Annotated in this window: 12 protein-coding genes; 9 read left to right on the forward strand and 3 right to left on the reverse strand. The window is 68.4% G+C overall.

The window, feature by feature from the left end; translation table 11 throughout:
- Positions 1–49: 49 nt before the first annotated feature.
- Positions 50–2035, forward strand: a complete 1986-nt coding sequence (mutL, locus tag BDI24065_RS10360) for a DNA mismatch repair endonuclease MutL (protein ID WP_175031163.1) — start codon at positions 50–52, stop codon at positions 2033–2035.
- Positions 2032–3012: a tRNA (adenosine(37)-N6)-dimethylallyltransferase MiaA gene (gene miaA, locus BDI24065_RS10365; protein ID WP_175031164.1), complete on the forward strand. Its 981-nt coding sequence runs from the start codon at positions 2032–2034 to the stop codon at positions 3010–3012. The genes mutL and miaA overlap by 4 nt, the downstream gene beginning before the upstream one ends.
- Positions 3013–3017: 5 nt before the next feature.
- On the opposite strand, the gene tetR is transcribed toward miaA, so the two are convergent.
- A complete protein-coding gene (tetR, locus tag BDI24065_RS10370; RefSeq protein WP_175031165.1) occupies positions 3018–3650 on the reverse strand; it encodes a tetracycline resistance transcriptional repressor TetR in 633 nt (210 codons plus the stop codon).
- A gap of 63 nt (positions 3651–3713) precedes the next feature.
- Between tetR and tet the strand changes: the two genes are divergently transcribed.
- A complete protein-coding gene (gene tet / locus BDI24065_RS10375) occupies positions 3714–4913 on the forward strand; it encodes a Tet(A)/Tet(B)/Tet(C) family tetracycline efflux MFS transporter (protein ID WP_175031166.1) in 1200 nt (399 codons plus the stop codon).
- Between the two features lie 61 nt (positions 4914–4974).
- Here the strand turns inward: tet and purM are convergent, their stop codons facing one another.
- Positions 4975–6030 (reverse strand): phosphoribosylformylglycinamidine cyclo-ligase, encoded by a 1056-nt coding sequence (gene purM / locus BDI24065_RS10380; RefSeq protein WP_006484927.1) that lies wholly within the window; start codon positions 6028–6030, stop codon positions 4975–4977.
- A 250-nt stretch (positions 6031–6280) separates the two neighbouring features.
- Between purM and hda the strand changes: the two genes are divergently transcribed.
- Genes hda through panB form a run of 6 tightly spaced genes read left to right on the forward strand, consistent with a single transcriptional unit; the run spans position 6281 to position 11370 of the window.
- On the forward strand, positions 6281–7015 hold the full coding sequence (gene hda, locus BDI24065_RS10385; protein ID WP_217481809.1) for a DnaA regulatory inactivator Hda: 735 nt from the start codon (positions 6281–6283) through the stop codon (positions 7013–7015).
- Between the two features lie 11 nt (positions 7016–7026).
- Positions 7027–7704 carry an HAD family hydrolase gene (locus BDI24065_RS10390; RefSeq protein WP_175031168.1) on the forward strand — a complete coding sequence of 226 codons (678 nt, stop codon included), beginning with the start codon at positions 7027–7029 and terminating at the stop codon, positions 7702–7704.
- A gap of 5 nt (positions 7705–7709) precedes the next feature.
- Positions 7710–9248, forward strand: coding sequence for a polynucleotide adenylyltransferase PcnB (pcnB, locus tag BDI24065_RS10395; RefSeq protein ID WP_175031169.1), 1539 nt, complete (start codon positions 7710–7712; stop codon positions 9246–9248).
- Between the two features lie 35 nt (positions 9249–9283).
- Complete coding sequence (gene folK / locus BDI24065_RS10400) at positions 9284–9826, forward strand: 2-amino-4-hydroxy-6-hydroxymethyldihydropteridine diphosphokinase (protein ID WP_011351029.1); 543 nt, start codon at positions 9284–9286, stop codon at positions 9824–9826.
- Positions 9823–10509, forward strand: a complete 687-nt coding sequence (locus BDI24065_RS10405; RefSeq protein ID WP_175031170.1) for a deoxynucleoside kinase — start codon at positions 9823–9825, stop codon at positions 10507–10509. Before folK ends, BDI24065_RS10405 begins: the two co-directional genes overlap by 4 nt.
- Before the next feature lie 45 nt (positions 10510–10554).
- Positions 10555–11370, forward strand: coding sequence for a 3-methyl-2-oxobutanoate hydroxymethyltransferase (panB, locus tag BDI24065_RS10410; RefSeq protein ID WP_175031171.1), 816 nt, complete (start codon positions 10555–10557; stop codon positions 11368–11370).
- A 120-nt stretch (positions 11371–11490) separates the two neighbouring features.
- Here panB and BDI24065_RS10415 read toward each other — a convergent pair whose 3' ends face one another.
- Positions 11491–13440, reverse strand: a complete 1950-nt coding sequence (locus BDI24065_RS10415) for a chorismate-binding protein (RefSeq protein WP_175031172.1) — start codon at positions 13438–13440, stop codon at positions 11491–11493.
- Positions 13441–13445 lie beyond the last annotated feature (5 nt).

Here is a 13445-nt window from a genome sequence, read left to right on the forward strand (position 1 = left end):
AACCGCCGGTGGCCCCGGCACGCATTCGCCGCCTCGCTATAATTCGGCCATGTCCGATATCACCGAAACGGCCGCGGGCGCCGCGCCCGCCCCAGCTCCGCGCCCGCTGCGCGCGATCCAGCCCCTGCCCGACCAGCTGATCAGCCAGATCGCCGCCGGCGAGGTCGTCGAACGCCCGGCGTCGGTCGTCAAGGAGCTGCTCGAGAACGCGATGGACGCCGGCGCCAGGACGCTGCGCATCGTGCTGGAAGAAGGCGGCGTCAAGCGCATCTCGATCACCGACGACGGCTGCGGGATTCCGCCGGACGAGCTGGCGCTCGCGCTGATGCGCCACGCCACCAGCAAGATCCGCTCGCTCGAGGAGCTCGAGGCAGTCGCCACGCTCGGGTTCCGCGGCGAAGCGCTCGCGTCGATCGCGTCGGTCGCCGAGATGTCGATCACGAGCCGGACGGCCGATGCCGCGCATGCGATGAAGATCGACGCGCAGACGGGCGTGCTGTCGCCCGCCGCCGGCGCGACCGGCACGACGATCGAGGTCCGCGAGCTGTACTTCAACACGCCCGCGCGGCGCAAGTTCCTGAAGAGCGAGCAGACCGAGTTCGGCCACTGCCTGGAAATGATCCGCCGCGCGGCACTCGCGCGGCCGGACGTCGCGATCTCGGTGCTGCACAACGGCAAGGCCGTCGAGCACTGGAATGCGACCGAGCCCGCGCAGCGCGTCGCGAAGATCCTCGGCGACAGCTTTGCAACCGCACACCTGCCGCTCGACGAGCAGGCCGGCCCGCTCGCGGTCTACGGCTGCGCCGGCCTGCCGACCGCGAGCCGCGGGCGCGCCGACCAGCAATACTTCTTCGTCAACGGCCGCTTCGTGCGCGACAAGCTGCTGACGCACGCGGTGCGCGCGGCCTACGAGGACGTGCTGCACGGCGACCGCTACCCGTCGTACGTGCTGTTCCTCGATCTGCCGCCCGAAGCCGTCGACGTGAACGTGCACCCGTCGAAGATCGAGGTGCGCTTCCGCGATTCGCGCTCGATCCACCAGTACGTATTCCATGCGGTCCAGCGCGCGCTTGCGCGCCACGCGGGCGCGTCGCCGGAAACCACGGCGGGCGGCCATGCCGCGCAACTCTCACCGGCTCCACGCGGGCCGTCGTCGTTCCTGGATACGCCGCTCGGCCAGAGCCAGCAAGGCAACGCCTTGGGTGGCAGCGGCTTCTCGCCGTCGTCGTCCTCATCGTCGGGCAACACCTGGATGCGCCAGGCGCGGATGACCCAGGGCACGCTGCCCGTTGCGCAGCCGCTCGCGCTTTACGACGCGCTGTTCGGCCGCAAGGATACGGGCGCCGGCACGCCGGAAGGCACGACGACCATCGCCCGCGATTCGGCCGACGCGCCGGTTGCGCCACTGGCGGGCATCACCGCATCGCCGATTGCGGCCACCACGCACGACGAGCAGCCGCTCGGCTTCGCGCTCGGCCAGATCCACGGCATTTACGTGCTCGCGCAGAACGCGCACGGCCTCGTGATCGTCGACATGCACGCGGCCCACGAGCGGATCCTGTACGAGCAGTTCAAGAACGCGCTTGCCGACCGCTCGGTCGCCGTGCAGGCGCTGCTGCTGCCGATCTCGATGACGGCCACGCCGGTCGAGATCGGCACGGTCGAGGAAGAACGCGACACGCTCGAATCCCTCGGCTTCGACCTGGCAGTGCTGTCGCCGACGACGCTCGCGATCCGCGCGGTACCGGCACTGCTGAAGGATGCCGACCTGCAGTCGCTCGCGCGCGCGGTGCTCGCCGACCTCCACGCGTTCGGCGGCTCGCGCGTGCTCACCGAACGTCAGCACGAGTTGCTCGGCACGCTCGCCTGCCACCACGCGGTGCGCGCGAACCGGCGCCTGACGCTCGACGAGATGAACGCGCTGCTGCGGCAGATGGAGGCGACCGAACGCGCGGACCAGTGCAATCACGGCCGGCCGACGTGGTATCAGCTCACGCTGAACGATCTCGACCGCCTCTTCATGCGCGGCCAATGAGCGCAGCACCGCACTCCAGCCCCAGCCCGACGACGATCGCCTGCCTGCTCGGCCCCACCGCATCGGGCAAGACGGCCGCGGCGCTGGCGCTCGCCGCGCGCCGCCCGATCGAGATCGTCAGCGTCGATTCGGCGCTCGTCTACCGCGACATGGATATCGGCACCGCGAAGCCGTCGCGCGACGAGCGCGCGAGCGTGCCGCACCACCTGATCGACATCATCGATCCGGCCGACGCGTATTCGGCCGCGAGTTTCCGCGCGGATACGCTGCGCCTGATCGGCGAGATCGCCGCGCGCGGCCGCACGCCGCTGCTCGCGGGCGGCACGATGCTGTACTACAAGGCGCTGACGCAGGGGCTCAACGACCTGCCGGGCGCCGATCCGGACGTGCGCGCGACACTCGATGCCGAAGCCGCGCGCGATGGCTGGCCTGCACTGCACGCGCGGCTCGCGCAAGTCGATCCCGATACGGCCGCGCGGCTCGCGCCGAACGATTCGCAACGGATCCAGCGGGCGCTCGAAGTGTTCATGCTGAGCGGGCAGCCGATGTCGGTACTGCTCGCCGCCCCGCGCCGCACGGACGATGCGGCCGCCGCTTACCGCTTCGTGCCGGTCGCGCTCGAGCCGTCGGATCGCGCGGTGCTGCACCAACGGATCGCGCAGCGCTTCGACGCGATGCTCGACGCAGGCTTCATCGACGAAGTCGAGCGGCTGCGCCGTCGCGAAGACCTCCACCCCGACCTGCCGTCGATGCGCTGCGTCGGCTATCGGCAGGCGTGGGAATTCCTCGACGGCGACACCGACTACCGGACAATGCGCGACAAGGGCATCTTCGCGACGCGCCAGCTTTGCAAGCGCCAGATCACCTGGCTGCGCGCGATGCCGGAGCGGATCGTCGTCGACTGCATCGCGCCGGACTCGACGGCCCGCGCACTCGACGCGCTCGAACGCGTGCTCGACGGCCGCACGCCGGGCTGACCGCGTCAGCCGCGCTCGCGCGCTGCCAGGCGCGCGCGGGCGCCGTCGACGATCCACGCGACGCCGCGCTCGAACGCCTCGTCGCCGCTGCGCTCGCGCAGCGCGGCCCAACCCTTGGCGAGCAACGGATACTCGGCCGCGTCCGGCAGCGGCGCATCGGCTTCGCCGTCCGGTTCCGCCTGCTCTTCCAGCACCCATCCGACCACGAAGCGGCCCAGCGCATACATCACGTCGACCGCCTCGTCCGGCGCGAAACCCGCGTCGCCGAGCAACTCGACCTTGCGTTCGATCGAGCTGAAATGCAGCGCGCGCGGCCGCGTGCCGGCATGCAGGCGCGCGCCGTCGCGATAGGCCAGCAGCGCGCGCCGGAAACTGCGCGCGTTGTCGAAAAGCCACACATCCCATGCTTCGCCCGGCCGCGGCAGCGACGCATCGTGGCGCTCGAGCATGATCGCCTCGGCCATCGCGTCGAGCAGTTCGGCCTTGTTCCGGAAATGCCAGTAAAGCGTCGGCGACTGCACGCCGAGCCGCTCGGCGAGCTTCCGCGTCGACAGCCCGTCGATGCCGACTTCATCGAGCAGTTCGAGCGCCGCGCGCAATACCGTGTCGCGCGTCAGCCGCGCCCCTGTGTCCTTCATCTCTATCACCGATAGGGAAAGCTGTGGAATAATCGCCACTCTATCACCGATAGAGTCACGCTCTTGAATCCGTCCCTGATTGCCATCCTGGCCACGGTCCTGCTCGACGCGATCGGCGTCGGGATCGTGATGCCGATCCTGCCCGGGCTGCTGCGCTCGCTCGTCGACGCAGGCAGCAGCGACACCCACTACGGGATACTGCTCGCGCTGTACGCGTTCGCGCAGTTCCTGTGCGCACCGCTGCTCGGCGCGCTGAGCGACCGCTTCGGCCGCCGGCCCGTCCTGCTCGTGTCGCTCGCCGGCGCCGCGCTCGACTACCTGCTGATGGCGCTCGCGCCGACCCTCGCGTGGCTTTACGTCGGGCGGCTGATTGCCGGCATCACCGGTGCGAACGTCGCGGTCGCGACCGCGTACGTGACCGACGTCACCGCCGAACCCGACCGCGCACGACGCTTCGGCCAGCTCGGCGCGATGATGGGCATCGGCTTCATCGCGGGCCCGTTGATCGGCGGCCTGCTCGGCGCGCTGCATCTGCGCGCGCCGTTCGTCGCGGCCGCCGTGCTCAACGCGCTCAATCTCGCGCTCGTCTGGCGCGCGCTGCCGGAATCGCGGCCGCGCTCGGCCCGCGAAGACCATCCAGTCGGCGCGCTCAACCCGTTCGCCAGCCTGCGCCGGCTGAGCGGCGCACCGGCACTCGTGCCGCTGATCGGCATTTACGTGATCGTGGCGCTGGTGTCGCAGGCACCCGCGACGCTGTGGATCCTGTACGGCCAGGAACATTTCGGCTGGTCTACACCGATCGCGGGGCTGTCGCTGGCGGGCTACGGCGCGTGTCACGCACTCGCACAGGCATTCGCAATCGGGCCGCTGATCGCGCGGCTCGGCGAACGCCGCGCACTCGCACTGGGCCTCGCGGGCGACGCGCTCGGGCTCGCGGCAATTGCGTTCGCGACCGCCGCGTGGGTACCGTTCGCGCTGCTGCCGCTGTTCGCGGCGGGCGGCATGACGCTGCCGGCACTGCAGGCGATGCTCGCGCGGCAGGTCGACGATGCGCGCCAGGGCGAACTGCAGGGCGCGCTCGCGAGCGTGGCAAGCCTGATCGGCGTCGCGGGGCCGCTGGTCGTCACCGCGACCTATGCGGCCACCCGCACGACGTGGCCGGGGCTCGTCTGGGCCGCGGCCGCGCTGCTTTACCTGCTGGTCCCGCCGTTGCTGGCCGGTACACGCGCCGCGAATTCGGGCGCACCGCGTCCGTCGGCATGAAAAAAGCCGCCCGGATCGACTCCGGGCGGCTTTTCTTGCTGCAATTGCTGCAGGCAGTGCGTCAGACCACGACCGTCTGCGCCTCGCCTTCGCGGGTCGCACGCACGGTGCCGATCTTCCACACCTGCTCGCCGGCGGCGGTCAGGTCGGCGATCGCTGCGTCGGCATCGGCCGCCGAAACGATCACGGCCATGCCGATGCCGCAGTTGAACACGCGGTGCATTTCCGCATCGGCGACACCGCCGTGCTCCTGCAGCCACTTGAACAGCGGCGGCAGCGGCCATGCGTTCTGGTCGAGCTCGGCGGTGAGGCCTTCGCGCAGCACGCGCGGAATGTTCTCGACGAGACCGCCGCCCGTGATGTGCGCCATGCCCTTCACCGACAGCTTCTGCATCAGCGCGAGCAGCGGCTTCACGTAGATGCGCGTCGGCGCCATCAGCGCGTCGGCCAGCGAGCGGCCGTGGAAATCGGCCGACAGGTCGGGGTTCGCGCGCTCGATGATCTTGCGCACGAGCGAGAAGCCGTTCGAGTGGATGCCGCTCGATGCGAGGCCCAGCACCACGTCGCCTTCGGCGATCGTGCTGCCGTCGATGATCTTGCTCTTCTCGACCGCGCCGACCGCGAAGCCGGCCAGGTCGTATTCGCCGTCCGGGTACATGCCCGGCATTTCGGCCGTTTCACCGCCGATCAGCGCGCAGCCCGACAGTTCGCAACCCTGCGCGATGCCCTTGACGACCGTTGCCGCGGTGTCGACGTCGAGCTTGCCGCACGCGAAGTAGTCGAGGAAGAACAGCGGCTCGGCGCCCTGCACGAGGATGTCGTTCACGCTCATCGCGACGAGATCCTGGCCGACGGTGTCGTGTTTGTTCAGATGAAACGCCAGCTTGAGCTTGGTGCCCACGCCGTCGGTGCCCGACACGAGCACGGGCTCCTTGTACTTCTTCGGCACTTCGAACAGCGCGCCGAACCCGCCGATGCCGCCGAGCACGCCGTCGCGCAGGGTTTTCTTCGCAAAAGGCTTGATCTTGTCGATGAGCGCGTCGCCCGCGTCGATGTCGACACCTGCGTCGCGATAGGACAGACCCTGAGCGTCAGGAGCGGATTTCGGAGGATTCATGGGGGAATGCGAGAAGGTCGGTAAAATGCGATTTTACCCGAAGCCGGCCCGTTGGCCGGAATTCCCAGCACCGAATCGTCAGGGATTGCATCTTGGTCAACACGTCCCCGTTTTCATCGCCGAGCGAACCGCGCCGAAACCGGCGTGGCGCCGTGCGTACGGTCGCGCGTGAAGCCCGTGAAGGTGCAGTTCCCGGCGCGTGCCCGGCGTATGGCACGCGTATTTTCAACCGACCCGCATTGTGACTGTTGTGTCCCGTCAACTGACGCTCGATCTCGGCACGCCGCCGCCCGCCACGTTCGACAACTTCATCATGAACGAGGAGAACGACGAGCTCATCTCGCGCCTGCAGAAGCTCGACCTCGCGCTCGCGGCGGGCCCCGTGCCGGATCGTTCGTTCTACATCTGGGGCGAGCCCGGCTGCGGCCGCACCCATCTGCTGCAGGCGCTCGTGAGCGACGCGTCGTACGGCTATGCGCGCTACCTGACGCCGCAGAGCCCGCTCGGTGCGTTCACGTTCGACCCGCGCATCGGCATCTACGCGATCGACGACTGCGACCGGATGAGCGACACGCAGCAGGTCGCGCTGTTCAACCTGTTCAACGAAGTACGCGCGCACCCGTCGAGCGCATTCGTCGCAGCGGGCCCCACGGCACCGCTCGCGCTCGACGTGCGCGAGGATCTCCGCACGCGCCTCGGCTGGGGACTCGTGTTCCACCTGTCGCCGCCGTCGGACGCCGGCAAGATCGCCGTGCTCAAGCTCGCGGCGAAGGAGCGCGGGATCGCGCTCACCGACGACATCGCCGCCTACCTGCTGACCCATTTCCGCCGCGACATGCCCAGCCTGATGGCACTGCTCGACGCACTCGACCGCTTTTCGCTCGAGCAGAAACGCGCCGTCACGCTGCCGTTGCTGCGCCGCATGCTGGCGCGTCCCGGCGACGACATCACACCACCGGGCACGGGCCCGAACCGCTTCGAGTAAAATGCGCTTCCATGACTAATCTGGCACTCTTTGACCTCGATCACACGTTGATCACGACCGATAGCGACCACGAATGGGGCCGCTTCATGGTGAAGCTCGGCATCGTCGACGCGGACAGCTTCTCGCGTCAGAACGATCAGTTCTTCGCCGACTACAAGGCCGGCAAGCTCGACATCCACGCGTACCTCACGGCGATGCTCACGCCGCTCGCGAAGTATTCGCGCGCGCAGCTCTCCGAGTGGCACGAGCAGTACATGCACGAGGTGATCCGACCCGCAATGACACCCGCCGCACTCGAACTCGTGCGCAAACACCTCGATGCGGGCGACCTGTGCTGCGTCGTGACGGCGACCAACGAATTCATCACGCGCCCGATCGCATCCGCGTTCGGCGTCGACACGCTGATCGCCTGCGAGGTCGAAACGACCGACGGGCATCCCGATTCGCCGTACACGGGCCGGCCGACCGGCACGCCGAGCTATCGCGAAGGCAAGATCGTGCGGACCGAAGCATGGCTCGCGTCGCTCGGCAAGCAATGGAGCGACTTCACCCACACCTATTTCTACAGCGACTCGCACAACGACATCCCGTTGCTCGAGAAAGTCACCGACCCGATCGCGACCAACCCTGACGACACGCTGCGTGCGCATGCAAGCAACCGCGGCTGGCGCATCCTCGATCTCTTCTGAACGTCGTGATCAAAAAATTCATCCGCAAGCTGCTCGGCCAGGACGAAACCGAGCAAACGTCTCCCGCAACGGCCCCGGCCGACGAAGCGGCCCCTGCTACCCCTCGCGCCCCGAAGGGCGCCCGCGGCGGCGGCGCGAAGAAACCGCGCAGCAACCATGAGCCGACCATCGTGCCGGCCAGCGTGCACGGCATCAACCCGGCGCTGATCTCGAAGAATGCCGTGCGCGTGACCGACACGCTGCAGCAGGCGGGCTTCCGTGCATTCATCGTCGGCGGTGCAGTACGCGACCTGCTGCTCGGCATCGCGCCGAAGGACTTCGACGTCGCGACCGATGCAACGCCGACCGAGGTGCAGCGCCTGTTCCGCCGCGCGCGCCTGATCGGCCGCCGCTTCCAGATCGTCCACGTGCAGTTCGGCCAGGAGCTGATCGAGGTGTCGACGTTCCGCGCGCTGGTCGACGCACCGCCCGAGGCGGCCGCCGCCGAACCGCCGAAGCGCCTGAAGCGCGACGAACTCGATCGCCGCACGCACGCGGTCGACGCGAGCGGCCGCGTGCTGCGCGACAACGTGTGGGGCGAGCAGCACGAAGACGCCGCGCGCCGCGACTTCACGATCAACGCGATGTACTACGACCCGTCGACGCAGACGGTGCTCGACTACCACGACGGGATGGCCGACGTGCGCGCCCGCCTGTTGCGGATGATCGGCGATCCGGCCACGCGCTTCCGCGAGGATCCGGTGCGGATGCTGCGCGTCGTGCGCTTCGCGGCGAAGCTCGGTTTCGAGATCGAACCGCATACACGCGAGCCGATCAACGCGCTCGCCGACCTGATCAACAACGTGCCGGCCGCGCGCCTGTTCGACGAAATGCTGAAGCTGCTGCTGTCGGGCCACGCACTCGCGTGCCTGACGCAGCTGCGCAAGGAAGGCCTGCACCACGGGCTGCTGCCGCTGCTCGACGTCGTGCTCGAGCAGCCGCAGGGCGAGAAGTTCATCACGCTCGCGCTGAACAACACCGATGCACGCGTGCGCGCCGGCAAGCCGGTCTCGCCGGGCTTCCTGTTCGCGACGCTGCTGTGGCACGACATGCGCCAGCGCTTCGAGCAATACACGGCCGAAGGCGAAATCCCGGTGCCGGCGCTCCATCGCGCGATGGACGACGTGCTCGACATGCAGACCGAGAAACTCGCGATCCACAAGCGTTATTCGGCCGACATGCGCGAGATCTGGGGCCTGCAACTGCGCCTCGAGAAACGCTCGGGCCGCAGCGCGATGCGGCTGCTGGAACACCAAAGGTTTAGAGCGGGGTATGATTTCCTCCTGTTACGCTGCGAATCCGGCGAGCTCGATGCGGAAGTCGGACAGTGGTGGACGGATTTCATCGAAGGCGACGCGGCCGCTCGCGAGGCATTGCTCACGCAGGGCGGCACGAAGGAAAAATCGCCCCGCAAGCGGCGCCGCCGCGGCGGCGTGCGAAACCGCAAGCCGGGTGAAGGTGCTGCCGAGCAGGCACCGGACACCTCGGACGGTTCCGACGACTGACGCGCTCGCCGGCGAACGACGTAGGAAGTGATGCCATGACGGTTGCATATATCGGACTGGGGGCGAATCTCGGCGATGCGCGCCAGACCCTGAAGGACGCGGTGGTGTGCCTCGCGCAGCAGCGCACCATCTCGATCCTCGGCAAATCGAGCCTGTATCGCACGGCGCCCTTCGAAGCGGGCGGCGACGACTACTACAACTGCGTCGTCAAGCTCGACACGACGCTGTCGGCCCGCGAGCTGCTCGCGCTCTGCCAGAAGATCGAACATCACTTCGGCCGCGAGCGCCCGTATCGCAACGCGCCACGCACGCTCGATCTCGACATCCTGCTGTTCGGCGACGATTCGATCGACGAGCCCGACCTGATCGTCCCGCACCCGCGCCTCACCGACCGTGCGTTCGCGCTCGTGCCGCTCGTCGAGATCGAGCCGGCACTCGACATCCCTGCGCGCGGTCGTGCCGATGCCTTCCTCGCCGCCGTCGCGGACCAGCGCGTCGAGAAGGTGCAGACCTGCCAGTGCCTGATGCAGAAGGCGCTCGCTGCCAGCGAAGACGCCGACAAGAACCGCTGCCGATGACCCCGACTCCCCTCACCGTCACCGCGCCCGACCTGCGTGCCCCGTATCGCTATCTCGTGATCGAAGGTCCGATCGGCGTCGGCAAGACGACGCTCGCGCGCCAGCTCGCCGAGCGCTGGTCGATGCAGTCGCTGCTCGAGCGCCCGCAGGACAATTCGTTCCTCGAACGGTTCTATCGCGACACCGCGCGCTACGCGCTGCCCGTGCAGCTGTCGTTTGCGCTGCAGCGCGCGCAGCAGGCGCGCGAGCTGATCGGTGCGCTCGAAACGGGCCGCCCGGTCATCGCCGATTTCATGCCGCAGAAGAACGACATCTTCGCGCGGCTGAACCTGCCGGAAGACGAGTGGCAGCTCTACCGCTCGGTCGCGACGCACGTGGACGTGCCGCAGGCGCCGTCGCCCGACCTCGTCGTCTACCTGCAGGCGAGCCCGGAAGTGCTGTTCTCGCGCATCCAGAAGCGCGGGCTGCCGATGGAGCTGCAGATCAGCGATGCGTACCTGCGCTCGCTCGTCGACGCGTACAACGAATTCTTCTACCACTACGACCGCACGCCGGTGCTGACGGTCGCCGCGGAACACCTGAACCCGCTGGATTCCCCCGAAGATCTCGCCCTGCTGGTCGAGCGCATCGAGACGATGCGCGGCCGCAAGGAGTTCTTCGTCAAGGGCGAGACGACGCGCTGACGCGTCCTCGCCTGTCGTTCATCACCCATTCGAACCGGATTTCCCATGACCTATCTCCAGGAATCGAGCCGGCCTGCCGTCACGGTGCCCAAGCTGCAGGCAATGCGCGACGCCGGCGAGAAGATCGCGATGCTCACCTGCTACGACGCGAGCTTTTCCGCACTGCTCGACCGTTCGGGCGTCGACGTGCTGCTGATCGGCGATTCGCTCGGCAACGTGCTGCAGGGCCATACGACCACGCTGCCCGTGTCGCTCGACGACATCGCGTATCACACCGCCTGCGTCGCCCGCGCGCAGCCGCGCGCGCTGATCATGGCCGACCTGCCGTTCGGTACGTACGGCACGCCGGCCGAGGCATTCGCAAGCAGCGTCAAGCTGATGCGCGCCGGTGCTCAGATGGTCAAGCTCGAAGGCGGCGAATGGCTCGCCGAGACGATCCGCTTCCTCGTCGAGCGCGCGGTGCCCGTGTGCGCGCACGTGGGCCTTACGCCGCAGTCGGTGCACGCGTTCGGCGGCTTCAAGGTGCAGGGCAAGACCGAAGCCGGCGCCGCGCAACTGCTGCGCGACGCGCGCGCGGTCGAAGCAGCCGGTGCGCAGGTCGTCCTGCTCGAAGCCGTGCCGACGCTGATCGGGTCCGAAGTCACGCACATGCTGCGCGTGCCGACGATCGGCATCGGCGCGGGCGCCGACTGCTCGGGCCAGGTACTGGTGCTGCACGACATGCTCGGCGTGTTCCCCGGCAAGCGGCCGCGTTTCGTGAAGGATTTCATGCAGGGCCAGCCGAACATCCAGGCGGCCGTCGAAGCGTACGTGCACGCGGTCAAGGACGGTTCGTTCCCCGGCCCCGAGCATTCGTTCTGACGTCCTTCACGGGGCCGGCGATGCGTTCGCCGGTCCCTTGATGAAAAAAGCGCGGCGCCCTTTGCGGGGCGCCGCGCTTTTTCTTTCTCCCGCTGCCGGCAGCGGTCGACTATCTGCTGGTTACTTCAGTACCGCGTCGAGCGCGCCGCGCAGCGCGTTGGTCAGCAGCAGCGCCTCCGCACGCGCGAGATCGTCGCGCGTCACGACCCGCTCCGTCGCACCGAACGCACGATCGTCGAGCAGCACACCGCGCATCACGCCCGGCAGCACGCCGGACTCGAGCGGCGGCGTGACCCACTGGCCATCGAGCTTCACGAACAGGTTCGAGCGCCCGCCTTCCGTCACCTCGCCGCGCTCGTTGACGAACAGCATGTCGAAACCGCCGAGCGCCTCCGCTGCCTGCCACGCGCGATCGTATTCGGCGCGGCGCGTCGTCTTGTGCAGCAGCAGCGCATCGCTCGCACGGGTCGGTGCGAAGCCATGCGCGGACGCCAGCATCACGCCGACCGCACCCGCCGGCAGCGGCTTGAGCGGTGCCGCAACGATCTCCACCGTGCCGTCCTTCGCAAGCGCGAGCTTCATCCGGTACGCGCCGTCGCCGTCGAGCGCCGCGCAGCGCGCGTCGATCCCGCGACGCAATGCGTCGGCATCGAAGCGGAAGCCGAACGCATCCGCGCTACGCTGCAGCCGCGCGAGATGGCGATCGAGATGCCGGATGCCGTCCGCACGCGTGGCGGCAGTCGTTTCGAACAGCTGGAAGCCGGGATCGGCGTCCGTCAGGAATCGCGCTTTCAATTCGCACTCCGCATATTCGTCGGCCGCGACGCTGTCGAGCACGATGCCCGCGCCGACACCCATCGTGCCGCGGCGCCGGCCGGCGGTTGCCGTTGCCGGATGGTGTGCTTCGGCATCGGCTCGCGTCGCACCTTCGCGGTCATCGCCTTCGTCCGTCGCGCCCTCGCCGGCCGCGTCGAGCGTCAGCGTCCGGATCGCGACCGACAGGCAGAAATCGCCGCAACCGGCCACGCGATCGCCCGGCGCGTCGGCATCGGCACCTTGCTTCGCAGCATCGAGCCAGCCGATCGCGCCCGTATAGAGCCCGCGCGGCGTCGACTCGATCGCATCGATCAGCTGCATCGTCTTGTACTTCGGCGCACCCGTGATCGATCCGCACGGAAACAGCGCACGCAGCATCTGCGCGAACGTCGTACCGTCGCGCCAGCCGGCCTCGACCGTCGACGTCATCTGCCACACCGACGCATACGGCTCGACGGAAAACAGCGCCGGCACGCGGACCGTGCCGGTGCGCGCGATCCGCGACACGTCGTTGCGCAGCAGGTCGACGATCATCACGTTTTCCGCGCGGTTTTTCGGATCGTTCTCGAGGAACGCAGCCGCCGCCGCGTCGTCGCGAGGGTCGGCCGAACGAGGTGCCGTGCCCTTCATCGGCCGTGCGCGCAGCACGTCGCCGTGCTTCTCGACGAACAGCTCGGGGGAACACGACACGACCCACGGTCCGTCGGGCAACGCGATCAGCGCGCCGTAGCGCACGGGTTGGCGCGCACGCAGCCGCCGGTACAGCGCGAGCGGCGTGCCGAACACGTCGAAGTTCAGCCGGTACGTGTAGTTGACCTGATACGAATCGCCGGCGCGCAGCGCGTCGTGCACCGCGGCGATCGACGCGTCGAATGCATCGCGCGACACACTCTTTTCGACATGCGCGACGCCCGCGATCGACGGCATGCCACCGCCGTCCTGCTGCGCAAGCCACGCGTCGACTTCGTCGCGCGACAGGTGCTCGCAGCGCGCATAAAGCAAAAAGCGCAGCGGGGCATGGCCCGGCTGCGCCCGTTGCAGGTTGCGTCCGAATTCGTAATCGCCGACGACGACCGCATGCAGCCCGTCGCGCAGATCCTGCGCCACTGCCGCGTCGACCTCGTCGAGCCGAGCCGGATCCGTGCACACACGTTCGCGCACGAACCCCGAATACAAACGACTCGACCGCGCGGACGCGGTCGAGTCGCAATCGTCCAAGAGCGCGAACGACGCGCTCTCGTTGCCTTCAGTCATGCTGT

The sequence above is a fragment of the Burkholderia lata genome, from assembly GCF_902499025.1.
Taxonomy (GTDB): domain Bacteria; phylum Pseudomonadota; class Gammaproteobacteria; order Burkholderiales; family Burkholderiaceae; genus Burkholderia; species Burkholderia lata_C.